The 23351-nt window shown below is 54.9% G+C and carries 25 protein-coding genes and 1 tRNA gene; 3 read left to right on the forward strand and 23 right to left on the reverse strand.

The features are described from left to right. The first annotated feature begins 214 nt into the window (after positions 1-214). Positions 215-291, forward strand: a tRNA-Pro gene (locus CE153_RS06635). A gap of 70 nt (positions 292-361) precedes the next feature. Then, complete coding sequence (locus CE153_RS06640) at positions 362-784, forward strand: hypothetical protein (protein WP_099595626.1); 423 nt, start codon at positions 362-364, stop codon at positions 782-784. Positions 785-911: 127 nt separating this feature from the next. Here the strand turns inward: CE153_RS06640 and der are convergent, their stop codons facing one another. Both der and CE153_RS06650 read right to left on the reverse strand, forming a co-directional pair. Then, positions 912-3041: a bifunctional cytidylate kinase/GTPase Der gene (gene der / locus CE153_RS06645; RefSeq protein WP_099595627.1), complete on the reverse strand. Its 2130-nt coding sequence runs from the start codon at positions 3039-3041 to the stop codon at positions 912-914. Further along, the gene (locus CE153_RS06650) at positions 3038-3811 is read right to left on the reverse strand and encodes a pseudouridine synthase (RefSeq protein WP_099571866.1); all 774 of its coding nucleotides are present in this window, start codon (positions 3809-3811) and stop codon (positions 3038-3040) included. Before CE153_RS06650 ends, der begins: the two co-directional genes overlap by 4 nt. A 110-nt stretch (positions 3812-3921) precedes the next feature. Here CE153_RS06650 and CE153_RS06655 point away from each other — a divergent pair, with 110 nt between their 5' ends. Continuing rightward, on the forward strand, positions 3922-4857 hold the full coding sequence (locus tag CE153_RS06655) for an MIP/aquaporin family protein (RefSeq protein ID WP_099571867.1): 936 nt from the start codon (positions 3922-3924) through the stop codon (positions 4855-4857). On the opposite strand, the gene CE153_RS09040 is transcribed toward CE153_RS06655, so the two are convergent. The 21 genes from CE153_RS09040 to lgt form a co-directional block, all read right to left on the reverse strand. After that, positions 4774-5055: a DUF3017 domain-containing protein gene (locus CE153_RS09040; RefSeq protein WP_099571914.1), complete on the reverse strand. Its 282-nt coding sequence runs from the start codon at positions 5053-5055 to the stop codon at positions 4774-4776. The two genes, CE153_RS06655 and CE153_RS09040, sit on opposite strands and share 84 nt — an antisense overlap. 123 nt (positions 5056-5178) lie before the next feature. Further along, on the reverse strand, positions 5179-6807 hold the full coding sequence (purH, locus tag CE153_RS06665) for a bifunctional phosphoribosylaminoimidazolecarboxamide formyltransferase/IMP cyclohydrolase (RefSeq protein WP_099595628.1): 1629 nt from the start codon (positions 6805-6807) through the stop codon (positions 5179-5181). Then, positions 6755-8143 (reverse strand): cell division protein PerM, encoded by a 1389-nt coding sequence (locus tag CE153_RS06670; protein WP_099595662.1) that lies wholly within the window; start codon positions 8141-8143, stop codon positions 6755-6757. Before CE153_RS06670 ends, purH begins: the two co-directional genes overlap by 53 nt. After that, positions 8143-9066: a succinate--CoA ligase subunit alpha gene (sucD, locus tag CE153_RS06675; protein ID WP_033501080.1), complete on the reverse strand. Its 924-nt coding sequence runs from the start codon at positions 9064-9066 to the stop codon at positions 8143-8145. Before sucD ends, CE153_RS06670 begins: the two co-directional genes overlap by 1 nt. A 2-nt stretch (positions 9067-9068) precedes the next feature. Continuing rightward, positions 9069-10262, reverse strand: coding sequence for an ADP-forming succinate--CoA ligase subunit beta (sucC, locus tag CE153_RS06680; RefSeq protein ID WP_099595629.1), 1194 nt, complete (start codon positions 10260-10262; stop codon positions 9069-9071). Positions 10263-10312: 50 nt separating this feature from the next. After that, positions 10313-10894: an adenine phosphoribosyltransferase gene (locus CE153_RS06685; protein WP_099595630.1), complete on the reverse strand. Its 582-nt coding sequence runs from the start codon at positions 10892-10894 to the stop codon at positions 10313-10315. Between the two features lie 116 nt (positions 10895-11010). After that, positions 11011-11376, reverse strand: coding sequence for a preprotein translocase subunit YajC (locus CE153_RS06690; protein WP_236824369.1), 366 nt, complete (start codon positions 11374-11376; stop codon positions 11011-11013). A 92-nt stretch (positions 11377-11468) separates the two neighbouring features. Next, positions 11469-12542 carry a Holliday junction branch migration DNA helicase RuvB gene (gene ruvB, locus CE153_RS06695; protein WP_099571916.1) on the reverse strand — a complete coding sequence of 358 codons (1074 nt, stop codon included), beginning with the start codon at positions 12540-12542 and terminating at the stop codon, positions 11469-11471. An 11-nt stretch (positions 12543-12553) separates the two neighbouring features. Beyond that, positions 12554-13171: a Holliday junction branch migration protein RuvA gene (ruvA, locus tag CE153_RS06700; RefSeq protein WP_099595663.1), complete on the reverse strand. Its 618-nt coding sequence runs from the start codon at positions 13169-13171 to the stop codon at positions 12554-12556. Between the two features lie 44 nt (positions 13172-13215). Further along, positions 13216-13797, reverse strand: coding sequence for a crossover junction endodeoxyribonuclease RuvC (gene ruvC / locus CE153_RS06705; RefSeq protein ID WP_033501076.1), 582 nt, complete (start codon positions 13795-13797; stop codon positions 13216-13218). 6 nt (positions 13798-13803) lie between these two features. Next, entirely contained in the window at positions 13804-14559 is a 756-nt protein-coding gene (locus CE153_RS06710) for a YebC/PmpR family DNA-binding transcriptional regulator (RefSeq protein ID WP_033501075.1), read from the reverse strand. Positions 14560-14673: 114 nt separating this feature from the next. Further along, entirely contained in the window at positions 14674-15336 is a 663-nt protein-coding gene (gene pgsA / locus CE153_RS06715; RefSeq protein ID WP_099595631.1) for a phosphatidylinositol phosphate synthase, read from the reverse strand. 109 nt (positions 15337-15445) lie between these two features. Next, positions 15446-17479 carry a threonine--tRNA ligase gene (gene thrS / locus CE153_RS06720; RefSeq protein WP_099595632.1) on the reverse strand — a complete coding sequence of 678 codons (2034 nt, stop codon included), beginning with the start codon at positions 17477-17479 and terminating at the stop codon, positions 15446-15448. A 170-nt stretch (positions 17480-17649) separates the two neighbouring features. Then, positions 17650-18477 carry a DUF881 domain-containing protein gene (locus CE153_RS06725; RefSeq protein ID WP_099571875.1) on the reverse strand — a complete coding sequence of 276 codons (828 nt, stop codon included), beginning with the start codon at positions 18475-18477 and terminating at the stop codon, positions 17650-17652. A gap of 6 nt (positions 18478-18483) precedes the next feature. Next, positions 18484-18816: a small basic family protein gene (locus CE153_RS06730; protein WP_099595633.1), complete on the reverse strand. Its 333-nt coding sequence runs from the start codon at positions 18814-18816 to the stop codon at positions 18484-18486. Further along, the gene (locus CE153_RS06735) at positions 18816-19787 is read right to left on the reverse strand and encodes a DUF881 domain-containing protein (RefSeq protein ID WP_099595634.1); all 972 of its coding nucleotides are present in this window, start codon (positions 19785-19787) and stop codon (positions 18816-18818) included. Before CE153_RS06735 ends, CE153_RS06730 begins: the two co-directional genes overlap by 1 nt. A 5-nt stretch (positions 19788-19792) precedes the next feature. Next, a complete protein-coding gene (locus tag CE153_RS06740; RefSeq protein WP_099571878.1) occupies positions 19793-20395 on the reverse strand; it encodes a CDP-alcohol phosphatidyltransferase family protein in 603 nt (200 codons plus the stop codon). 13 nt (positions 20396-20408) lie between these two features. Next, on the reverse strand, positions 20409-21260 hold the full coding sequence (hisG, locus tag CE153_RS06745; RefSeq protein WP_065439230.1) for an ATP phosphoribosyltransferase: 852 nt from the start codon (positions 21258-21260) through the stop codon (positions 20409-20411). 46 nt (positions 21261-21306) lie between these two features. Continuing rightward, complete coding sequence (locus CE153_RS06750; protein WP_003834733.1) at positions 21307-21570, reverse strand: phosphoribosyl-ATP diphosphatase; 264 nt, start codon at positions 21568-21570, stop codon at positions 21307-21309. Positions 21571-21604: 34 nt separating this feature from the next. Then, the gene (gene rpe, locus CE153_RS06755; RefSeq protein WP_033501068.1) at positions 21605-22270 is read right to left on the reverse strand and encodes a ribulose-phosphate 3-epimerase; all 666 of its coding nucleotides are present in this window, start codon (positions 22268-22270) and stop codon (positions 21605-21607) included. Positions 22271-22304: 34 nt separating this feature from the next. Beyond that, a complete protein-coding gene (gene lgt / locus CE153_RS06760; RefSeq protein WP_099595635.1) occupies positions 22305-23318 on the reverse strand; it encodes a prolipoprotein diacylglyceryl transferase in 1014 nt (337 codons plus the stop codon). Positions 23319-23351: the final 33 nt, after the last annotated feature.

The following is a 23351-nucleotide window of genomic DNA, read 5'->3' on the forward strand; positions in this document are numbered from 1 at the left end:
TCCCTTTCGTGCGGGCGTTATGTTCTCGTCGTACGTAGGTAATACTACGACATATTTCCCGTAACGGGGGCTTTTGGAAGTTAAAAAAGATATTTTTTAACACAAAAGACATCTTTACGCGCCCTTCATCACGTTTCATTGACTGCGCGACACGATGTATTTGAAAAAAACCACAGACTATGCTATGTTTCTTTCTCGGTGCTTTTGCATCGTTCGGACCATAGCGCAGTTTGGTAGCGCACTTGACTGGGGGTCAAGGGGTCGCGGGTTCAAATCCCGCTGGTCCGACCAGAAAAACCCGGATTCGCATGATTTCGGGTTTTCTTTTTAAGGTTGTCAGTCTTACACATGCAGGTAAGGGGTGATTGTCTTGAAGTCGAGGGACGCCCAGCCACAGTTTGACGATGTTGATGACCTTGCCCACGTGTTCGACTCTTTCGTGCCTGAAGATGAATGGAAGATCCGTCTACCCCGAGAACTTGGCGTGGAAGCCAGAGAACGCGCGAAACATGATGGGATCACTCTCACCGAGTTGACCCGAAGAGCACTTAAAAGCGATAACCTGAGCAACACAGCCGACACCATTCGTCCAGGACGAAGGCCAAAGGACACCGACGGACGCGAACAGCTTGGCGACGAATGGAAAATCAAACTCCCCTATGCCATCGGCAAGACGGCACGGGAACGCGCAACGGAAGAGGGCATATCCTTGAGCTCTCTCGCCCGACGTGCGATCAGCGGATATCTACGCCAAAGAGACGCCGAGGAACAGCCACTCTTCTAAGACGACCAGTCAATAGCGTGCCGCACATTAGCTACAAGCTACACAGATTGGCAGATATAGTATTTCTTACAACCGTTTTTTTGGGGGTGCACACCATCATTCGTGGCGTGCACCCCAAAAAAGCGGACTACTTGCGCTTTTTCTTTTCTCGGATATTCACCGAAATCTGAATCGGGGAACCCTCGAAACCAAACTCTTCACGCAGGCAACGTTCGATGTAACGACGATAACCGTGCTCAAGGAAGCCAGTAGCGAAAATCACGAAGCGCGGTGGGCGCGTCGAAGCTTGGGTCGCGAAAAGAATGCGTGGCTGCTTGCCACCACGAAGCGGATGCGGATGCGCAGCCTGAATCTTGCCCAGGAAAGCGTTGAGCTTACCGGTTGGAATGCGCTTGTCCCACGACTCCAAGGCGCCACGCATAGCTCTAGCCAGACGATTCGTATGCCATCCGGTCTTGGCCGACAGATTCACGCGCTGGGCCCACGTCACGCGTTCGAACTCGGTCTTCCACAAGCGTTCCATGCGCTGGCGATCGAAATCATCCATCAAATCCCACTTGTTGAATACCAGAACAACGCATCGGCCGGCATCCACGGCCTGACTCATCACCTTCAGATCCTGATCAGAGATCGGCTGAGAAGCGTCGAACAGCACCAGTGCAAGCTCCGAACGCTCAATCGCGGCCTGCGTGCGCAGCGACGAGAAATACTCGGCGCCGGACAACTTGTGCAGGCGACGCTTGATGCCGGCGGTATCGATGAACAGCCAATCCTCACCATCAACCGTCACCACCTCATCGACAGGGTCGCGGGTGGTTCCAGCCAGATCGTTGACCACGGTGCGCTCTTCATGCGCCAGCTGGTTCAGCAAGGACGACTTGCCGACGTTCGGGCGTCCGACCAGTGCCACACGACGAAGATGCGACGGAGTGAGGAACCCGGAAGTCTTCTCAGCCTTCTTCAACGAATCCAAAGCCGCGTCAAGCAGTTCGCCGATGCCACGGCCGTGCATGGCGGAAATGCCGTATGGCTCCCCCAAACCCATCTTCCAGAATTCGGCGGTCAGATACTCGCTCTCACGATCGTCGACCTTGTTCACCGCAAGCGTGACCGGCTTACCAGAGGCTCGCAGCATCCTTACGATACGCTCGTCAGTATTGGTAAGTCCAACCTGACCATCCACCACAAGCACCACGGCGTCAGCAAGCTGAACGGCAATCTGCGACTGCGACGCGATGGCGGATTCAATGCCTTCGACATCGGCTTCCCAACCACCGGTATCGACCAGCTTGAAATCAGTGCCGGCCCATTCAGCATCGTAGCTCACACGGTCTCGAGTCACGCCTGGAGTATCTTCCACAACGGCCGCACGACGTCCGAGAATACGATTCACCAGCGTGGACTTGCCAACGTTCGGACGTCCAACAACGGCAAGCACGCCGACCGGCTTCGGGCCGGACTGGCGTTCGCTCCCAACGAAAGACGATCCATCAATCAGTCCTTCATCGCCCTCATCCAACTCATAATCATCAAGATTGGACGCATATTGGCGGTATTGCTGCTCTTCAATGGCGTCATCGACAATGCGTACAAGCACATCAAGGGTTTCGCCGAAATCCAAATCGGAATTGTCGACAGTCAATACACCTTCCGCTGCGGACGTGAAATGCGTGACCTTGGAATCAGCCTTGTCTCGTGCCGCAACATTTTCCGCGCCAACTCCGGAAGCCGACTGCCCTGCTCGGCGGGCTTGGCGGACTTCCTCACGAGCGGTAAGCAATACACGCACTTCAGCATCCGGCGCGACGACCGTAGTGATGTCACGGCCTTCAGCGACCACGCCAGCACCTTCGGAGAAGGAATCGGAAGCCGCTTCACGGGCAATATACGCGCGTTGTGCGGCAATAAGCACATGCCGGACCGGAATGATGTTCGACACCTTGGACACATGGGATGACACTTCAGAGGAACGGATCGCCTCACTGATGTCTTCGCCATCGGCACATACCTTCGGATCGTCCGGATCGACGCTGATGTCAAAATGACCCTCGGTGAAGAACTCGCCCACGGTTTCGGTGACTAGCTGTTCGTCGACAGTCTCCGTATCGAGGTCGATACCCTTGTTCATGCACCACCATGCGCAGGCACGATACATGGCTCCGGTATCGAGATAGGCGAAACCGTAATACTTGGCCAGCGCCTTGGACGTGGAAGACTTGCCGACGCCCGCAGGTCCATCAATAGCTACGCGGATCACAGGCCCACCGCCTTGGACAGGGAACGCACCTCAGTCTGCGAAAGCACACGGTACGATCCGGACTTCAGATCGCCAAGTTTGATCGGACCGATCTGAGTGCGCACCAAACGCCTGACCGGGAAACCGATCGCGCCGAAGATACGACGGACGATACGGTTCTTGCCGGAGTGCAGCACCACCTTGACCAGAGTGCCATCGCGGCTGGCATCAAGAATCGCGCAACGGTCAAGCTTGATCCAACCGTCGTCGAGCTGCACGCCGGTGGTGACCAGTCGGCGGCACACCTGACCGCTGATACGACCTTCCAATGTGGCGATATAGGTCTTCTCGACCTCATATTTGGGGTGCATGACATGCTGGCTCAACTCGCCGTCGTTCGTCATGAGAATCAGGCCTTCGGAATCGTAATCCAGACGACCCATGTGGAAAATACGGTCATACTTGTCGCCGACGATGTCGCTCAGGGTGTAACGTCCCTTCGGATCCTCCATGGCGCTGAGTACGCGCTTCGGCTTGTTCAAGGCAAGCGTGACATGATTGGGGTTCACACGAACACGGGAGCCGTCCACGCGAACTTCCTGATGTTTCGGGTCGACGCGCGTTCCCAACTCGGTGACAAGTTCACCGTCGATTTCGACGCGTCCTTCAGTAATGATCTCTTCACATTTGCGACGGGACCCAAAACCTGCCTGAGCAAGAAGCTTCTGCAGACGGATACCTTCATTGTCATGCGTATGCGCCTTCGCGGCGCGGGAATATGCGTTTGGCATCGTTCTCCCAACGTGGCCGGATAATACTTATAGGGACTGCTGGTACTATGGCAGTCGTTTGGCGATTTCCAAAAATCGCAACTTGTCCACTATATGACAGAGGAAAGACTATGACTGCTGTTGAAGCAACGTCCATAACTAAGGAAGAGCAAAGCAAGCCGCTGGCACTTCGTGTCGGAGCGGAACTTGTGGGAAGCTTCATCATCTGCTTCGCGATTTACGCGATCTGCTCGCTTGGCTCCGCAGTGTACGGCATCAATATGGCGTTCATCGCCCTGCTGACGGGCATCGTGTATGCCGCGGCCACCGTAATCTTTGGATCCATCTCCGGAGCGCAATTCAATCCGGCCGTATCCGTCGCCGCCATGCTCACCGGCAAGACCCATGTGCTTGATGGCATTCTGTACATCATTGCCCAAGTGCTCGGCGGCATTGGCGCCGGTGCTGCCATCCGATTCCTTCTGCCAAGTTCCGAGCAGGTGACATTCAAGATCTGGATGACGCCGACGATCAACGGCTTCGATAAGAACTCCGTCTCCTACTCCACGCTTGGCAACTATGGCGTGACGTTCAGCATCACCTTGGCCATCGCTGTCGAAGTCATCGCAGGCATCGTCATTGTTGCCGCCGCGCTTCGCACCACGGGCGAACATGGCGAGTCCAGTACGAACCATGCCGTCGCCATGGGGCTTGCCTACGGTATCGGCACCGCCATCGCCTACCCGGTGACCGGAGCTGCATTGAACCCGGCACGCGCTACTGGCATCGCTATTTTCGCGCAAAACCAGGGCCTGAATGAGGAACCACTGCAGCAGCTGTGGGTCTTCTGGATCTGCCCTGTTCTCGCCGCTGCCGTCGTTGCACTTATCGTCATTGTCTCCGGTATGGTCAGCACGAAGAAGAACACGCCGGATGCCGAAGTCGCCGATGAAATCGAAAACGACACTGCTCTCGACGAAGCGTCAGTTTCCGACGGGAACGATGGTGAGGAGAATGAGCAGTCCAGCGCCCAAACCTATACCCATGAAGGCGTCGAAAGCAACTGACCGGACCTTCCATGGACTGCGTTCACGCAATACCAGCCTGACCAGCCCAGTAACTATGGCCGTCACCGCGATCGCAGCGGTGGCGGCCTTTGTATATCCTGCAACCGCAAGCACCGTCGCAATAATCACTACGACTGCGACGATCCATTCGAACCACGGTTTGCCCTCATGATCTTCGGAAACGTAAGGATGGCTCATTCCGAGGCCTTTCATATCTCGCTTGCCTGCAACAATCGTAATCATAATAAACGTGGCGTCCGAAACCAATACAGAATCGGACGCCACGCTAATCACAATACCCTCGTATGGGGGCTGGAACGATCAGTGGAAGAAGTGGCGGGTACCGGTCACATACATGGTGACGCCGGCCTTGCGGGCCGCTTCGAACACTTCCTCGTCGCGGATGGAACCACCCGGCTGGACGATGGCCTTGACACCTGCGTTGATAAGAATCTCCGCACCATCAGCGAACGGGAAGAACGCGTCGGATGCCGCAACAGCGCCCTGAGTTCGATTTGCACCATCAGCCAGCGTATTCGCACGTTCAACGGACAGGTTGGCAGAATCGACACGATTCACCTGACCCATGCCGATGCCGACCGTGGCCTGATCATGGGCGATCAGAATGGCGTTGGACTTGACGCAACGGATGGCTCGCCAAGCGAAAACCAGATCCTTGACGGTCTGCTCGTCCGCCGGCTCGCCGGAAACCAGCTTCCACGCATCCGGATCATCGCCCGGAGCGTCGATGAGATCAGTGGACTGCACCAACAGACCACCGTCAATCTGACGGAACTGCGTCTTGGACTTCGGCGGTTCGGCAACCTTCAGAATACGAAGATTCTTCTTCTTGGTCTGCAACAGCTCAAGGGCATCGGCATCATAGTCGGGAGCGACGATCACTTCGGTGAAGATAGGACGGACGCTTTCTGCCATTTCCATGGTGACCTTGCTGTTCGCAGCGATCACACCACCATAGGCACTCATCGGGTCGCAAGCATGTGCCTTCTTGTGCGCCTCAGCGACGGTGGCTCCAATGGCAAGGCCGCACGGATTGTTGTGCTTGACCACGGCGACCGCAATCTGCGGAGCGAAATCCCACACGGCACGCCAAGCGGCATCGGCATCAACATAGTTGTTGTAGCTCATCGGCTTTCCACCGAGCTGTTCGGCATGTGCGAAGCCGTTCTGGTTCAGCGGATCGAGATACAACGCGGCCTGCTGGTGAGGATTCTCACCATAGCGCAGAACATGGGCGCGATCCCAAGTACGGGTGAATGCGGCCGGGAACTTGGCCTCATTCACTTCCGTCTCACCTTCGGCAGTCGGCTGATCGACGGTAGCTGGCTTCGGCCAATGCTTTGCGGTCCACTCGTTGATAGTGGCATCATAAGACGCCGTGTGAGCGAATGCTTTACCGGCCAGCCAGCGACGTTCCTCAAGGGAGAAACCTTCACCGTTCTCGATACGGGCCGCGACCAACGCATAATCGTTCGGATCCGTGACGATGGCCACAGTGGCGTTGTTCTTCGCCGCTCCGCGAACCATGGACGGGCCTCCGATATCGATCTTTTCAATAGCGGCAGCTTCGTCCGCACCGGAACGAACCGTATCAGCGAACGGATACAGGTTGACGACCACCAAATCGAACGGCTTGATGCCAAACTTTTCCAGTTGAGCCGCGTGGTTCTCATTGGTCATATCAGCGAGGATACCTGCGTGGATATGTGGGTCGAGAGTTTTGACACGGCCATCGAGACACTCGGGAAAACCAGTGACTTCCGAGACTTCCGTCACCTTGACGCCGAGTTCCGCAAGACGCTTTGCAGTGGAACCCGTGGAAACCACTTCAGTGCCGGCTTTGATGAACGCCTCGGCAAGAACTTCGATGCCTTCCTTATGGAAGACCGATACCAGAGCTCGACGTATCGGTCGATTCGTTGTTGTCACCTTGCTCCTCCTTATTGTTGATGGTTGAGGTCACTGTGCGGGCCGCATCGGTGATCCCACGATTATTTGGTTCGAGGACCGCAGCAGATGTACCACTCCTGCCCTCGCGGACACGCTTTATGACCCAGCGTATTCCGAAAAACATGAATACGGCCACCAAAGTCAGCAGCCACGATGAGAACAGCCCGACTGCAGTGGGCTGCCCGACCTTACGAGTCGACGCAATTACATCGACACCGACATGCGCAAGATGCTTTGATCCCAGTGCCCCGTTAGAGATGGAGAACAGCAAACTCGAGCCTACCGATACGATCACGCAGGACATGCAGAATGTTCCCGCAGGATAGGCGAATCCAGACACCACCCGCTTGACGTCAATCTGGTGATCAGCATCATCAACTCTGATGTGGAATCCCTTGTTGAACAACATGACGATCATGCCTGCGATACAGGGCAACACCAAAGGAATGCACATCAATGCGATTCGGACCCAGTCCGTTTCAATTGCCGAAGGAAGCAGACCGAATATCGGCAGCGACGGCAATGCCGTTCCCTGACCGCTCCACATAGTGAATTCAGCAAGGTCGCCAATCGAAAAACCTGCTCCGAACACCCAGGAAACCGCCCAAATCGCAATGTTCGGAATCCACGCGAGCATAGCGATCGTCGTAAGTATACGAGAGCCACTCTGCATTCCCGACAATTCATACAGCTTCACCATGGCCGACTGATTGCAAAACGCCCAATACACGACCACGATCAGGCCAATGACCAAATAGACCGCAATCAACAACAGACCAAGAGCTAAGCCTATAGTGATTGTCTTACGGACCGGCAACGAGACATGCTTGCCAATCCATTCCAAACCTCGCTCGGTCAGCGGAGCCCCGGGAATCAAGGCAATGGCATATCCCAGTATGAAGACGAACGCCGTTTTCACGATAATCATGCCAGTCGTGTCAACAAGCTCGGTATCGACGCTGTTGGCGAAGAATATGTTAATCAGCACCCAGCCAATAGTCCCCGTCACACATCCGGAGAAACTGGTCCCAATACGCTTGGCAAGCGATGAAATAAGTGCGATCAGCATAACCGTCAGCAGCAACGGCATAATCGTCAGTGTGATGGATCCGGTCTTGAAACCGGATCCTTGGCTGAGAAGCACAACCGCTTCAGTCAGGGGAACGGAGAAGGCGGACAGATTGTCGCCGCCTTCCTCCATGGAGATGATCAGAAGCATCAGAGCTATATAGCAGCCGAGGGCGACAGCATAGATAATCATGGACGCTGCCGCTACGGCAAGCCCTTTCAACCAATACTTCAGGTTCTTTGCCATCATATCGACTTGGAAGCGAGCACCTCGCGCATGATTTCAGCAGTCTGCCCCGGAGTTCGTCCAACACGGATGCCCACGGCTTCGAGTGCTTCCTTCTTGTCTTGCGCGGTTCCCTTGCCGCCTGAAACGATGGCTCCAGCATGGCCCATCTGCTTGCCTTCCGGCGCCGTGAAGCCAGCGATATAGGCGACGACAGGCTTGGTCATATGCTCGGATGCCCACTTGGCAGCATCCTGTTCGGCGCTACCGCCAATTTCACCAATCATCACGACGGCCTTGGTGGCATCATCGTTTTCGAATACTTCAAGGGCCTCCTGCAACGTGGTGCCAACGATGGGATCGCCGCCAGCGCCTAAGCATGCAGTGAAGCCGATGTCGGACAGCTCCCCCATCAGCTGATAGGTAAGGGTGCCGGACTTGGACACCAAGCCCAAAGGTCCACGGGAGACGATGCCGTCCGGAATGATGCCGAGATTGCAGCCCTGCGCATTTTCCGTCGAAGGAAGCGTAAGCAGACCAGGGCAGTTCGGCCCGACGATGCGTACGCCCTTGCGCAATGCGAGCTCAACGAAATACGCACTGTCGGCAACCGGAATACCTTCGGTGATAACCACAATCAACTTGATACCGGCTTCAATGGCCTCAACCACGGCGTCTTTAGCAAAACGTGGCGGTACGAACACAACACTCGCCTGCGCACCGGTAATTTCAACGGCTTCGGAACAGCTGCCAAAAACATGCAGGGTAACATCTTCGCCGTTTTTTGCTTCAGGGAAATTGACTTCCTGACCGGCCTTGCGAGCATTGACGCCGCCGACGATATTGGTGCCGGCCTTCAGCATGCGCGCGGTATGGGTCATACCCTGGTGCCCAGTCATGCCCTGCACAATGACAGGTGTGCCATCCTCAACGAAAAGCGTCATTTTCAGCGAACCTCCTTGCCGTTGGCCGCAAGGCGTGCAGCCTGCTGTGCGGCCTCTTCCATAGTCTGTGCGACATGCAGATTGACTCGATTAGCTTGGGCAAGAATGCGCAGACCCTCAGCAGCGGCATTGCCGTCGAAACGGACCACCAGAGGCTTGGAGCTGCCAAGCTTGTCAAGAGCTTCCAGAATGCCTTTCGCCACCTGTTCGCAGGATGTGATGCCACCATACACGTTGACCAGCACCGATTCTACCTGCGGATCAGAAAGCACGATCTCCAGACTGCTGCACATCACTTCGGCAGACGCGCCGCCACCGATATCAAGGAAGTTTGCGGGCTTGACATCGGTTCCCTGATCCTCACCGGCACCGGAAACGGCGTCGAGCGAGCTCATCACCAAACCGGCACCGTTGCCGATTACGCCAACGGAACCTTGGAGATGCACATAATGCAAGCCATGCTCACGTGCCTTCTGCTCGAACGGATCGACATGCACCGGGTCTGCGAACCGACTCCAACCATCGTGGCGGAACGCCGCATTGTCGTCTAAAGAGATCTTGGCGTCCAACGCACACAGTGTCTTGGACGATTCATCATCCGGATCACCGATCTTGGCAAGCGGGTTAATCTCAACAAGCGTAGCGTCATTGTCTTTAAAGCACTGCCACATCTTCAGCAGGATCTGTGCGGCCTGATTAACATCGGCATGATAGAAGCCAATGCTTTCAGCCATCTTGGTAGCCGCTTCGAGGTCGAAATCCTCAAGCGCGTCAATATGCAGACGCTTGACGGATTCCGGATGTTCCTTGGCGATCTCCTCAACCTCGGTGCCGCCATTCGCTGTAGCAAGCACATCGAAATCACGGGAGGAACGATCCACAGAAATGGAGACATAGTACTCGTGAAGAATGTTCTTTGCCTCGGCCACCAACACACCGCTAACCTTGTGCTTGTGAATGGTCATCGGCAGGATGCCTTCGGATGCAAGAATAGCCTCATCGCGATTCTTCGCCAGCTTGACACCGCCAGCCTGGCCGCGATGACCAATCTTCACCTGAGCCTTGATCACATTGGGGTAACCAATCTGCTCGGCAGCCTCAGCCACTTCATGAGAGTTCTGCGCGAACACTGCCTTAGGCGTTGGAATACCTTGCTCTTCAAGCAGTTCCCTAGCCTGGTACTCATAGAGATCCATGGATTCTTTTCCCTTGATGCTATTGGTTGTTTACAAAGAATATACTTAAATCACGCAGGCATGGTGATCAACGAACTGGCTGGATACTCCTGCAAGGACTTCATGCCGTCAATGCCGGTAAGTTCCATAACGAAACTGAAACCAGCCACCTTGCCACCGCACTTTTCGATCAGCGCACTGGCTGCATTAGCAGTTCCACCGGTGGCGATCAAATCATCAACGATGAGCACACGTTCACCCTCATGCACGGCGCTGGTTTCGATTTCCACAGCAGCCTGGCCATATTCAAGATCATAATGCTGCGACACAGTCTCAGGCGGAAGCTTACCCGCCTTGCGCACGGCGATAAATCCTTTGCCAAGACGCGCGGCCAATGCAGGACCAAATAAGAAACCTCGCGCTTCAAGACCCGCAACGGCGTCGAAGTCATTGGGATCCACTGGCAGCGCGGCCTCAAGAGCGTCCAGAAGAACGCCAAAGGCACGAGCATCAGCCAATACCGGCATGAAATCACGGAAAAGAATGCCTTCTTTTGGGAAACCGGGAATCGTGCGAATTTTAGAAATGAGGTACTCGGCGTTTTCAGCTCCGACCCTGCTTAAACCGGAAACGGTGATATCCGTTGATGCCATGGCGGTAGTTTCCTTCTCCTTCAATATGCGGCACTTTGCATTATAGGATTTCGACGCGAAAAAGAACGGCGAAAATCCCAAAAACGAGATTCTCGCCGATATCTTTTTATATGTTGTCAGCTGTTCTTCTGTTCGGTCTCAGTCTGTACCGCTTCGATCTCACCCTCAATCGGCTCCTGAGCAACCTGATCTTCATCTGCAGAATCGACGGGAAGCGGGTTGCCGTTCTCATCGACCTCGTCATCATGCACATATGCGGGACGCACGTATTCACGGCTGATGGCGTTGAAGCCGAAACGAATCTGGGAACCTTCGGAATCGATGACGATCTCCTCGTATTCGGTATCAACGGAAACAACCTTGCCGATCACGCCGCCGATGGTGATGACCTCGGTGCCGGGCTGAAGATTGGCACGAAAATCCTGTCGCTCGGCCTGCTGCTGCTTAGCCTTCTTGGACTGCCAGAACATCATGCCAAACATGGCGACAACGATGACGATGAGAAAAATGTAATCCAAAGCACAACTCCTTGAGGTGGACGCTCAAACGGGACCCTATGTCCAAGACAACGAGTCTAGGCTAGATTGCTGACATCAACCTGAGATTCGTCAGGCACCAAACCGAGATGTTCCCATGCCTTACGTGTCGCCACACGTCCCTTCGGCGTGCGCACAAGGAACCCCTCACGAACCAAATACGGCTCGCAAACCGTTTCCACGGTTTCCGATTCCTCGCCGACCATGGCCGACAGATTGTTCAGTCCGACCGGCCCTCCGTTGAAATTGGTGACAATGGCTTTTAGCACCGCGATATCCAAGCGGTCCAGACCTTCAGTGTCGATCTGGTACAACGCCAAAGCCTCCTTGACATCATCTGGATGCACGGTTTCCAGATCATGCACGATTGCCCAATCCCTTACGCGGCGAAGCAGTCGGTTGGCGATACGCGGTGTACCCCTCGAACGCATGGCAAGCTGATGCGCGGCGCCGTCCTCGAGATGGATGCCGAGCATAGCCGAAGATCGTTCGATAAGCTTTTCAAGCTCCTCATGCGGATAAAAGTCGAGATGCGCGGTGAAACCGAAACGAGCCCTCAACGGCGATGGCAGCATGCCTTCACGAGTGGTGGCACCGATCACCGTAAACCGCGGCAGAGTAAGAGGAATGGAGGAAGCGCCCGGTCCTTTGCCGACCATTACGTCAACACGAAAATCCTCCATGGCTATATACAACAATTCCTCGGCCGCACGTGGAAGGCGATGGATCTCGTCGATGAAGAGCACTTCCCCGGCATCCAAAGAACTCAGAATGGAAGCCAGATCGCCGGCATGTTGAATGGCCGGACCGGAAGTGACTCTGATCGGCACTCCAAGCTCGTTGGCAACAATCATAGCCAACGTGGTCTTGCCCAAGCCCGGAGGCCCCGCCAAAAGAATATGATCTGGAGGAACGTCGCGCTTGCGGGCAGCATCCAAAAATAGCTGCAGCTGCGCCTTAAGCCTTGGCTGTCCGATGAAACCGTCAAGAACATGGGGTCGCAGTTCCTCATCGCTCACCGTCTCGTTGCCGACGGGCGATGAGGAAACCATGCGGAGTGATTCCTCGTTGGCACCAGTATTCGGCTGGTCGAATGCAGAGTCGTTCGTCATGATGGTGCGATTCACCTACCTCGATCAAGGGACGCCAACGCGAGTTTGAGCACACGAGGCACGTCATCGTCTCCCAGTGGAATATCGATATGGTTGCTCTCGCAGACGTCTTGCACGGCATGAACGGCATCCTGTTGACGCCATCCAAGAGACATCAGGCCTTCCACCACCTGTTCCGAACCAGTATCTTCCGTGGAACGTGTTTCAGGAGAAGCGCCTTCAATTTGGCTAAGGTCAATGGACCCTTTAAGCTCAAGGATGATTTTTTGCGCACCTTTTTTACCTAATCCCGGCGCTTTCGCCAGCGCAGTGGCATCGCCGTCCGCCACGGCTCTCGCCAAATGTTCCGGAGGCAACGTCGAAAGCAAGGAAAGGGCAACCTTCGGGCCAATGCCACTGACCTTCTGTAATTGCAGGAACATACGTTTCGATGCGAGCGAGGAAAAACCATACAGCGTGATCGCATCCTGCGAAACGTTCAACGACGTGTACACCTTCACCGTTTGACCGGCGTGCATGGAAGCCAGATCCGCCGAAGGCATCCTGGTCTCATAGCCAACTCCCCCGACCTCAATGATCGCCGAAGCCACGTCAATGGAATCGACTTGGCCATGCAGCATGCCTATCATGCCGTCACCTCCCATAAACAACTGCAGAACATTTGTTCGATAGTCTACATTCCTCTGCGGACGCCACGCTGCCGTGCCGCATTCTGCGAGGCAAGCGCCCATTGACGTTGCGCATCAGTGAGATGCTGCTCACGTTCGCCCCCTTGCAGCGCACCCGCAGGACGAAGGGCATGACAAATCGCAATGGCCAACGCGTCGGCCGCGTCAGCAGGTTTGGGCAGGGTGTTCAGCCCTAGAATACGGGCGACCATACGTTCCATCTGAATCTTTTCGGCCTTGCCGTTGCCAGTGATCGCCATTTTCGATTCAGTCGGCGTATGCAGGGCAACGGGAATGCCACGCTGGGCTGCAGCCAACATGGCCAGCCCGGCCGCCTGCGCGGTCCCCAACACGGTATTGCGGTTCTCTTGTGCGAACACACGTTCAATGGACACGGTATCTGGCGCAAACCGTTCTATTTTTTCAACCAAACCATTGTATATGGCCAACAGACGCAAATCCTGTGACATTTTCGGATCGGACCGCACCACATCCACATGAATAAAAGAAAGCCGGCGGTATGCGCCGGCTTCGATCACGCCGACCCCGCAGCGAGTCAGCCCGGGGTCGACGCCAAGAATAATCACGCTCGATTACTCCTCGTCAAGCTGAGCCATGACCTCATCGGAAGCGGTCCAGTTGGAGTAGATGTTCTGCACATCGTCCAAATCGTCGAGGTTGTCGATGAGCTTGGACACCTTCTGAGCATCCTCAAGAGTCAATTCAACCTCGTTCTTCGGCATCATGACCAGATCAGCGGAATCGTAATCGAAACCAGCATCCTGCAGAGCCTTACGAACATCGATCATTTCGGAAGGATCGGTGACAACGGTGAACACATCGCCATCTTCAGTCACATCCTCGGCACCAGCTTCAGCGGCCTTTTCGAACAGATCGTCGAAATCAACGCCTTCGGCAGGAACGATGATCTGGCCCTTGCGCTCGAAGTTGAAGCTCACAGAACCGGAGGTAGCCAAGGAACCATTGCCCTTGGTCAGGGTGGAACGCACTTCAGCGGCCGCACGATTGCGGTTGTCGGTAAGGCACTCGATGATCAGACCAACGCCTGCGGGAGCATAGCCCTCATAGACGATATCTTCGTAGTTGGCACCGCCGGCCTCTTCACCAGAACCACGCTTGACAGCGCGCTTGATGTTATCGGCAGGCATGGAAGCCTTCTTGGCCTTGTAGATGGCGTCGTACAGGGACGGGTTGCCGTCAGGATCGCCACCACCCATACGTGCTGCAATCTCGATGTTCTTGATCAGCTTGGCGAACAGCTTGCCACGCTTCGCGTCGATGGCGGCCTTCTTGTGCTTGGTGGTCGCCCACTTGGAATGACCTGACATAATGCTCCTAGGCAGGTTGCGGATGTTTCAAACGAAACGATTCTAAAGCGGTTCTAAGACAAAGCGCCTGACATACGGTTGTCAGGCGCGTCAACATTCGCCGTTTGCAGGCAGTTATGGCTGATATGTCCTATGGCCGGCAGTCATCTGTCGACGCGCTTCGAGAATACGCTGGAACACTGTGGCCACACCCAAAACCGCAAGCAGTACCATACCAATGGCCAACCATAAGCCGTGATGCGTCAGCCCAGTGATCGCCATGCCCACCAAAATGATGACCAGTCTGTCGGCGCGTGTTGCGATGCCGTTCTTCACCTCGAAACCAACAGATTCCGCACGGGCACGCGCATACGACGTCACAAACGACGTCATCATCGACACCATGGCCGCGCCAACACCAACCCAACTGATGTAATCCGGGCTTGACTGGCTGATGTCATACCACCAATCGGCGTGCAAGATGAAGAAGACTATCACTCCGGCAAGCAACGCCCAATCGGCGATACGATCCAACGTGGAATCCAAAAAAGCGCCGAACTGGGTGCCTCCCGTGGTCAGCTTCGCGATCGAACCGTCCAGGGAATCGGCCAGCACCAGCAATGTAAGTACTACGGCTCCCGCGAAAAGCCATCCTGTGATGCCGGCGACGAAGGCAACCACAATGGTTCCGATGGTGCCTATGACCGTCACCGCATTTGCGGTCAAACCAATGGATATCAACGCTTTGGCAAGCGGTTCTATGAGTTTTTTGAATGGTGCACGAAGATGTTCTAACATGCGGATTCCTGTTTCTCGAAAAACAAAAAGGGCGCGCAAGCGTCAATATGATGCTCGTGCGCCCTTATATGATCCATGACCTTATAAGACTGAATGCAAGCGAATCGGCTCAGTCTGCGATGGCGGCCTTGAAGTCGTCGACGTTGTTGACCTGCACGCGCTTCTTGAGCACGGTCATGATCTGCGTCTTGGCTTCATCGACCGGCACGCCGTTCAGCTGGCTGCCATCACGGAAGCGGAAGCTCACCGCATTGTTGTTCATGTCTTCCTCGCCAACGATGAGGATGAACGGAACCTTGGACTTGGACGCGTTGCGGATCTTCTTGCCGAAACGATCGTCGGACATGTCGATTTCGCAACGAACCGTTTCTTCTTCGAGGCTGGCGATGAACTTCTGCAGGTGCGGAGCGAATTCATCGGCAACCGGCACGCCAAGCACCTGAACCGGAGCGAGCCATGCCGGGAAAGCGCCGGCGTAATGCTCAAGAAGCACGGCGAAGAAGCGTTCGATGGAGCCGAACAGCGCACGGTGGATCATCACCGGACGCTGGTGGGTGCCGTCCGCAGCGATATATTCCAAGCCGAAACGTTCCGGAAGGTTGAAATCAAGCTGGATGGTGGACACCTGCCAGGTACGGCCGATGGCATCACGGGCCTGCACGGAAATCTTCGGACCGTAGAAGGCTGCGCCGCACGGATCGTCAACCAGCTCAAGGCCGGATTCCTTGGCGACTTCGGCCAGCGTATTGGTGGCTTCCTCCCAGATCTCGTCAGAACCGACGTACTTGTGCGGATCCTTGGTGGACAGCTCCAGATAGAAGTCATCCAGACCGAAGTCCTTCAATAGGCCAAGCACGAAGGTCAGCAGGCTCTTCAACTCGTCCTTCATCTGCTCGCGGGTGCAGTAGATGTGGGAATCATCCTGAGTCAAGCCACGCACGCGGGTCAGACCATGAACCTCGCCGGACTTCTCATAGCGATACACCGTGCCGAATTCGAACAGGCGCAATGGCAGCTCGCGGTAGGAACGCTGGCGGGACTTGAAAATCAGGTTGTGCATCGGGCAGTTCATTGGCTTCAGGTAGTAGTCGAAGCCCTGCTTGACGACGTTGCCGTTCTCGTCTTTTTCCTCATCCAGACGCATTGCGGGATACATGCTATCCTTATACCAATGCAGGTGGCCGGAAGTCTCGTACAGACCGCCCTTGGTGATGTGCGGAGTCTGCACGAAGCTGTAGTGGTGCTTGCGATGCATTTCGCGGGAGTAATCCTCCATCGCGTTGATCACGGCAGCGCCCTTCGGATGGAACACAGCCAGGCCCGGACCGATCTCATCCGGGAAGGAGAACAGATCCATTTCCGCACCAAGCTTGCGGTGGTCGCGCTTGGCGGCCTCCTCAAGACGAGTCTGATAGGTCTTGAGATCTTCTTTGGTGGCGAAAGCCGCACCATAAATGCGCTGCAGCATCGGATTGGCTTCGCTGCCACGCCAATATGCGGCTGCGGAACGCTCGATCTTGAACGCCTTGATATAGCGGGTGTTCGGTAGGTGCGGGCCGCGGCACAGGTCCTTCCAAACCACATTGCCGTCACGGTCGACATTATCGTAGAAGCTCAGTTCCTTGCCGCTGATTTCAGTGGCGGCCTCCGGATCGAGGTGGGCTTCCTTATCTTTGATCAGCTCCAGCTTGTACGGCTGATCAGCTTCTTCCGCCAAAGCCTCCTCTTCGGTCACCACGCGGCGACGGAAGGACTGGGACGACTTGATGATGCGCTGCATGCGCTTTTCGATCTCTTTGAGATCGTCAGGAGTGAACGGAGTCTCAACATCGAAATCGTAGTAGAAACCATCTTTGATGACCGGGCCGACACCAAGCTTGGCGTCCGGGCGGATCTCCTGCACGGCCTGTGCCATGACGTGGGTCGCGGAGTGGCGCATAATGGCCAAACCGTCTTCGCTATCAAGCGCAATTGGTTCCACAACATCGCCGTCATGCAGTTCGGTATACAGATCGCGAGGTTCGCCGTTAATGCGTACCGCGATGATGTTCTTGTCTTCTGCAAAGAGCTGGACGCCAGTCTGGTCTGCTGCCACCTCCTTCGCTTCGCCGTTGAGTGTGATGGAGATGGTCTGTTCAGCCATGGGTTGTCCTTTGCTATCGGGGTCCGCGTTACTAATGTGCAGGCCTGGACTGTATGTCAACGATGAACAAGATAGGGTTGAGGGCAGACATCGGCACGCTGAAAAGGTGAACGGCACGCTACAACGCAACTATTTTTAGGATCGGCCAAAAGAAAACGCTACTTAAGGCGTTATTCGACGACATGCGCATACGTGTACTGCGGCGCGCTTCGCGTCGACGTGATCTCCACCTTGTCGGAAGGCACAATCGACACGGTGGAGCCATACTTCACCTTCAAACGTGAACCGACACCGCCCGCAAGATTGACGGCGTTCTGCAGATTGTTGCTATCCCCTATCGCCTTGATGATGAATGGCGCCTCAATATTCGTATCATCGCAGTTGAGACCGTCTGCGGAATCGCTGATATACGTACTGGTAATCACACGAATATCGTTGATTTCAATGACCTCCGCACCGCTATTTCGCAATTCTTCAAGTAACGTGAACAGAATCGACGCATCAATATCCTGCTTTGATCCTTTGGAAATACGGATGACCACGCCTTCTCCAGATACCGGCAGACGTCCGGAAAGAATTCCATTCGATTCGGCATTCTGTTTGGCGATTTCCGCCGCCTTTTCGTTCTTGTCGGCTGTGTCCTTCAGCGAGTCAAGCTGACTGGACAGCTCACTTTTGCGTTGCTCAAGCTTTTGGACCTGCGCGCTGGTTTCACTGATGAGTTTGGTTAGTTCGTCCTCGCTCATCGTCTCATATGTGGACGTTGTGTTGTTCAACTGAATGGCATAGCTAAAGCCGAGCAACGCGCAAAGTATGGTTACAAGCACGCTGGAGTACAGACGGGCACGAGTGGCCTTCGCGTTCAGCGAAATCCGCTTCGGCTTGCGCCTGACCACTGGGAATGATCCGGTCTGGGTGCTGTCGTTGTTCTGGTCCTTAACGATCTGCTCGTGAATTTTGGAGAGCACGTCCTTGTTGTCATCGTCACGTCTGCTCATATCACGTCATCCTTTGAAGATGAAACGTCGGATGGTCGACACATTGGTGAAGATTCGAATGCCGAGCACAACAATGACGGCGGTCTGCAACTGGGAACCAACGCCAAGCTGGTTTCCCAAGAAAACCAGCAATGTTGCGGTGATGACGTTCGAAAAGAAGGAGATCACAAAGACCTTATCGGAAAAGCTGCGCTGGAAATAGGCTCGTGCGGCACCAAGCAGCGCATCGAGCGCGGCCAGAACCATAATCGGCAGATACGGCTGAAGGGCAATGGGAATGTCCGGTCGGACGAACACGCCAACGACCACGCCAATGATAAGTCCCAAGACCGCTGCCATTACTTGACCTTCCTTGCATATGTCACTTCGCCAGTCACCGCCGCTTCCAGTGTAATCGATTTGTTTTTGCTCACTTGCGGATAGATGCCCGCTTCTTTGAAATCATCGTACAAACGTTGTTGTGTTTTCTTGCTCACCGTATTGGCAAGAACGTTGGAATTGCCGATTGCCTCGATGCGATACGGACTTTGCACGGAATTGACTCCGATGAGAATCGTCGTTCCAGCCGTTCGTATGGAAGTCTGCACGCCGAGACGGTATCCGTTGATGGCGATTGCTTCCGCTCCGGACTGCCAGAGTAGCGAGACGAGCACCTGCAGATCCGAATCTGTGACGACGCGAACCTGACTGCCGTTTTCTCTTGGCAGCGACGAATCCGCGTTGTCACCGCTCACGGACAGCGGATTGGCGATGGTGAGCGTGATGCCTTCGCCTTGCACGAGAAGTATGCCATTGACCATTTCGTCATCCTGTATGGTCTGGTTCAATGACCAGTTCGACACGGATTTCGATTCTTCTTCAACTTGGGCACGCAGCGCATTGACGTCTTTGGTGAGGGTTTCGACGTTTTTTGTTTGCTCAGCCAACTGGCTTGACAGTTGCTTACGCACCTCCTTACGGGGGTCGGTGCTCAACTGACGAACGAATACGCTGCCTGCCGTGCCCACGGCAATGCAGATGAGAAACACCAACACACGGGTAAACCAGACCGAAAACATCGACGGTGTTTTGGTGGCCAGTCTCGAATCCGTATACATCACATCCATCGGACGGTTGGTCAGGTCGTCGATGAGCCGCAGCGAATCATCGTCCAGATTCCGCCCTCTTCGTGAAGTGGATGCAACAGTGTCGGGCTGCACATGATGTGAGGTCAGCCCAGCGAAAGACGCCGAAAAAACGGCGCGCCGCTTCGTGGGCGTATTCTCCGGAGACACCGGAAACGACGCACGTTCCGGAGCATCATGCATCATGTGCGCTAATCCTTATCGTTTTCCAGCAGCTGGATTCCCTGACGTATGTAAATATAGCCGGCAAGCCAGTACAATCCTACGCCCCATATGCCGGTGGCAAGACCGCATAAATGCAATGTATCCGTAGCGGAATTAGACCAGATATCCGCAAAAATCAAAGCGACAATAGCAATCATCAGCATGGCAGTGCCTGCTTTGCCCACAAAATGCACGGGCAACGGACCATAATCATGCTGAGCTAATACCAACACGAGAATCGCCATAATCAAATCGCGCAATCCAACGATGATCAGCATCCACCATGGAATGATGTCGGCGACGCCCAACGCGAGGATGCTACAGAAAATCAGCAGACGATCGGCAATGGGGTCGAGAATCTGCCCGATCTTGCTCACTTGATTGAACGACCTTGCAATAAGACCATCCAAACCGTCAGATACCGCCGAAAGCGCAAGCACGACCAACGCAAGCACCATCTCATGGCGAGAAACCAATACCGAGATGAAAGGAATCGAAATGATTCGCAACAGGCTAATAAGGTTCGGAACCGTGAAATAAATATCCCGCGGTTCCGGACTGTATTGCTTTTTGATAATCAGTTTGCTCATACTTCGAGCAACATTACATTCTCGAGGCCTGCAAGGCGGTGACAATTATGCCACGGGCACCAACTTCATACAACTGGTCCATCAGTTGGTTGACCTTGGCCTTTGGCACGACAACGCGCACGGCCGCCCACTGCTTGTCATGCAGCGGGGAAACGGTCGGGCTCTCAAAGCCCGGCGTGATGGCCACAGCGGCGGAAACCTTCTCGACTGGAATGTCGTAATCCATGAGCACGTAGCGTTGGGCGGTAATCACACCCTGCAGTCGGCGGCTGAGAATCGTCAGGCGGTCATCGTTCTCAGCGAGACGCGGAGAACGAATGAGCACGGCTTCGGAATGCAGCAACGGCTCCGCGAAAATACGCAAGCCGGCATTGCGGAGCGTGGTGCCCGTGGACACAACGTCGGCGATTAAATCCGCCACTCCAAGCTGCACCGACGATTCGACGGCACCGTCAAGATGCACGGTTTCGGCGTTGATGCCATGCTCGACCAGATAATCATGCACAAGCTTGTCGAAACTGGTGGCGACACGCTTGCCTTCGATGTCTTCAAGCGTGCTGATAGGGGAATCATTCGGGGCCGCGAAACGGAATGTCGATGCGCCGAAGCCAAGTTCCATGTGCTCTTTGGCGTCCGTTCCGGAGTTGAGCAACAGATCATGGCCGGTGACGCCGACGTCGATGGTACCGCGTCCAACGTAGACGGCGATATCGAGTGGACGCAGATAGAACAACTCCACGTCATTGTCGGGATCCTCTACGACCAGCTGACGCGGATTGCTCCTCAGACGATAGCCAGCTTCGGCCAGCATGTTCCATGCAGGTTCAGACAACATGCCCTTGTTAGGCACGGCGATTCTCAGCATTTTTCCTCCCAAAAAAGGCCATGCCTTCTGCAGCATGGCCAAAAGCTCACAGATTCTTGTAGATGTCTTCGAGTGTGATGCCACGGTCGATCATCATGACCTGCAGGTGGTAGATGAGCTGGCTCATCTCCTCCGCGGTACGATCGGCGCCTTCGTATTCAGCTGCGATCCAGGTCTCGCCCGCTTCTTCGACGATCTTCTTGCCGATGAAATGCGTGCCCTTGCCCAGTTCGTCAACGGTTAGCGAGCCGGCCTGCTTGGAAGCGGCCTTCTCGCTTAATTCGGCAAAAAGGGATTCAAAAGTCTTCATTGTTCTTGTCTATCCTCAAAAAAATGATGGAAGGTCAGGCCTTGAATGCGGCTTCGGCCTTCTCGCGAATGGAATCAATGGCTTCCGCAGGATTCTCAGCGCCGTACACAGCGGAACCCGCGACCAACACATCAGCACCCGCTTCAGCTACGATATGGGCAGTCTTCGGACTGACACCGCCATCGACCTGAATCTTGGTGGCAAGACCACGGCGGGTAATTTCGTCACGCAAGCGACGCACCTTGGACATCTGGTTGTCGAGGAACTTCTGGCCACCGAAGCCGGGTTCGACGGTCATGATCAAAATCATGTCGAATTCGTCGAGAATATCGAAAATCGGCTCGACAGGTTCAGCCGGACGTACCGCGAAGCAGGCTTTGCAACCCATTTCGCGCAACTGGCGTGCCAGACGCACCGGAGCATGGGTGGCACCCATATGGAAGCTCACGGATGCGGCGCCCAGCTTGGCGTACTCAGGTGCCCAACGATCCGGATCCTCAATCATCAGATGCACGTCAACCGGAAGATCGGTGACTTCGCAGATACGAGCCACGATCGGCTCGCCCAAAGTCAGATTCGGGACGAAATGATGATCCATCACGTCGACGTGAACGAGATCCGCATTGGAAATGGCCTTGAGGTCACGCTCAAGGTTGCAGAAATCGGCGGACAGGATGCTTGGTGCGATTTGAATAGTCATGGCTCTCATTCTATGAAAGGTAATCGACTTGCTGTTACTTGATGTCGGACTGTTTGTCGGTATTCGAGACGGTTTCGGTATCGTTGGTTTCGATTTCATCCGCAGTTTGCTCTGAAAGAGTCGCTGCATGATCGGCGGATTCTTCCGCCCCACTGTTTTCGAGACGTTGCTCGATTTCAGTGACGGTACGAAGCTTCTCCGCCAACAGGTCAGTGTCCTTGCCCATCTGCTGCACGACGATGAACGCCACCACGCCAAGCACGAACACCGCCATGGAAACCCACACGTTGATGCGCACGCCCAAGAACTCATGCGCATAATCGATGCGCAGGGATTCGATCCAAGTACGTCCCAACGTGTACCACATGATGTACACGGTAAATAGGGATCCGGCTTTAAGCTTTTTCATGGCCTTGGATCCGATGTACACGATGATTGCGGCTCCGATGAGATTCCAAATCATCTCATACAGGAAGGTTGGATGGAACAGTGTTCCGCTTGGGCATGTAGACCCGTCGTAGCATTGCTCGCTGTGCCCGATAGCAGTGCCTTCCATATTGAGCTTCAGGCCCCATGGGAAAGTCGTCGGCGCGCCATACAGCTCCTGATTGAACCAGTTGCCCAAACGCCCAACAGCCTGTGCTACCAACAATCCCGGGGCGATGGCGTCGGCCAGCAAGGCCATTGGATAATGCTTGTGTCTGCACCAAGCCCATGCGGCCAACGCTCCAAGCAGCACTCCGCCCCAGATGCCAAGTCCGCCATTCCAGATGCGGAACATCTCTGCCCAATCGCCATTCGGCCCGAAGAAACGTTCGGGCGTGGTGATGATGTGATAGATTCGGGCACCCACGATACCGGCGGGGACACTGACCAAAGTGATGTCAAGAACCTGATCGAAATTACCGCCCAGCTTCTTCCATCGTGTGGCGGTTATCCATACCGCCAGCACAATTCCCAACAGAATGCATAACGCATAGATGTGAATCGTTACAGGGCCGATGGAAAACTGTGAAATCGTTGGCGATGGAATGTATGCAAGTGTCATGGTTTCCTGATGGTAGTCCACGCATCCGATATG

Origin of the sequence: Bifidobacterium sp. N4G05 (genome assembly GCF_002742445.1) — a bacterium.
GTDB classification, from domain to species: Bacteria; Actinomycetota; Actinomycetes; order Actinomycetales; family Bifidobacteriaceae; genus Bifidobacterium; species Bifidobacterium hominis.

Excerpts from the sequence above, each read along its gene's own strand:
- sucD (WP_033501080.1), bottom strand. The coding sequence starts at position 9,066 with ATGACGCTTTTCGTTGAGGATGGCACACCTGTCATTGTGCAGGGCATG.
- CE153_RS06725 (WP_099571875.1), bottom strand. The coding sequence starts at position 18,477 with ATGAGCAGACGTGACGATGACAACAAGGACGTGCTCTCCAAAATTCAC.
- CE153_RS06685 (WP_099595630.1), bottom strand. The coding sequence starts at position 10,894 with ATGGCATCAACGGATATCACCGTTTCCGGTTTAAGCAGGGTCGGAGCT.
- thrS (WP_099595632.1), bottom strand. The coding sequence starts at position 17,479 with ATGGCTGAACAGACCATCTCCATCACACTCAACGGCGAAGCGAAGGAG.
- sucC (WP_099595629.1), bottom strand. The coding sequence starts at position 10,262 with ATGGATCTCTATGAGTACCAGGCTAGGGAACTGCTTGAAGAGCAAGGT.
- CE153_RS06655 (WP_099571867.1), top strand. The coding sequence starts at position 3,922 with ATGACTGCTGTTGAAGCAACGTCCATAACTAAGGAAGAGCAAAGCAAG.
- lgt (WP_099595635.1), bottom strand. The coding sequence starts at position 23,318 with ATGACACTTGCATACATTCCATCGCCAACGATTTCACAGTTTTCCATC.
- CE153_RS06740 (WP_099571878.1), bottom strand. The coding sequence starts at position 20,395 with ATGAGCAAACTGATTATCAAAAAGCAATACAGTCCGGAACCGCGGGAT.
- rpe (WP_033501068.1), bottom strand. The coding sequence starts at position 22,270 with ATGACTATTCAAATCGCACCAAGCATCCTGTCCGCCGATTTCTGCAAC.
- CE153_RS06710 (WP_033501075.1), bottom strand. The coding sequence starts at position 14,559 with ATGTCAGGTCATTCCAAGTGGGCGACCACCAAGCACAAGAAGGCCGCC.
- CE153_RS06750 (WP_003834733.1), bottom strand. The coding sequence starts at position 21,570 with ATGAAGACTTTTGAATCCCTTTTTGCCGAATTAAGCGAGAAGGCCGCT.
- ruvA (WP_099595663.1), bottom strand. The coding sequence starts at position 13,171 with ATGATAGGCATGCTGCATGGCCAAGTCGATTCCATTGACGTGGCTTCG.
- CE153_RS09040 (WP_099571914.1), bottom strand. The coding sequence starts at position 5,055 with ATGAGCCATCCTTACGTTTCCGAAGATCATGAGGGCAAACCGTGGTTC.
- CE153_RS06650 (WP_099571866.1), bottom strand. The coding sequence starts at position 3,811 with ATGCCAAACGCATATTCCCGCGCCGCGAAGGCGCATACGCATGACAAT.
- CE153_RS06690 (WP_236824369.1), bottom strand. The coding sequence starts at position 11,376 with ATGTTTGGCATGATGTTCTGGCAGTCCAAGAAGGCTAAGCAGCAGCAG.
- ruvB (WP_099571916.1), bottom strand. The coding sequence starts at position 12,542 with ATGACGAACGACTCTGCATTCGACCAGCCGAATACTGGTGCCAACGAG.
- CE153_RS06735 (WP_099595634.1), bottom strand. The coding sequence starts at position 19,787 with ATGATGCATGATGCTCCGGAACGTGCGTCGTTTCCGGTGTCTCCGGAG.
- pgsA (WP_099595631.1), bottom strand. The coding sequence starts at position 15,336 with ATGTTAGAACATCTTCGTGCACCATTCAAAAAACTCATAGAACCGCTT.
- hisG (WP_065439230.1), bottom strand. The coding sequence starts at position 21,260 with ATGCTGAGAATCGCCGTGCCTAACAAGGGCATGTTGTCTGAACCTGCA.
- CE153_RS06670 (WP_099595662.1), bottom strand. The coding sequence starts at position 8,143 with ATGGCAAAGAACCTGAAGTATTGGTTGAAAGGGCTTGCCGTAGCGGCA.
- CE153_RS06730 (WP_099595633.1), bottom strand. The coding sequence starts at position 18,816 with ATGGCAGCGGTCTTGGGACTTATCATTGGCGTGGTCGTTGGCGTGTTC.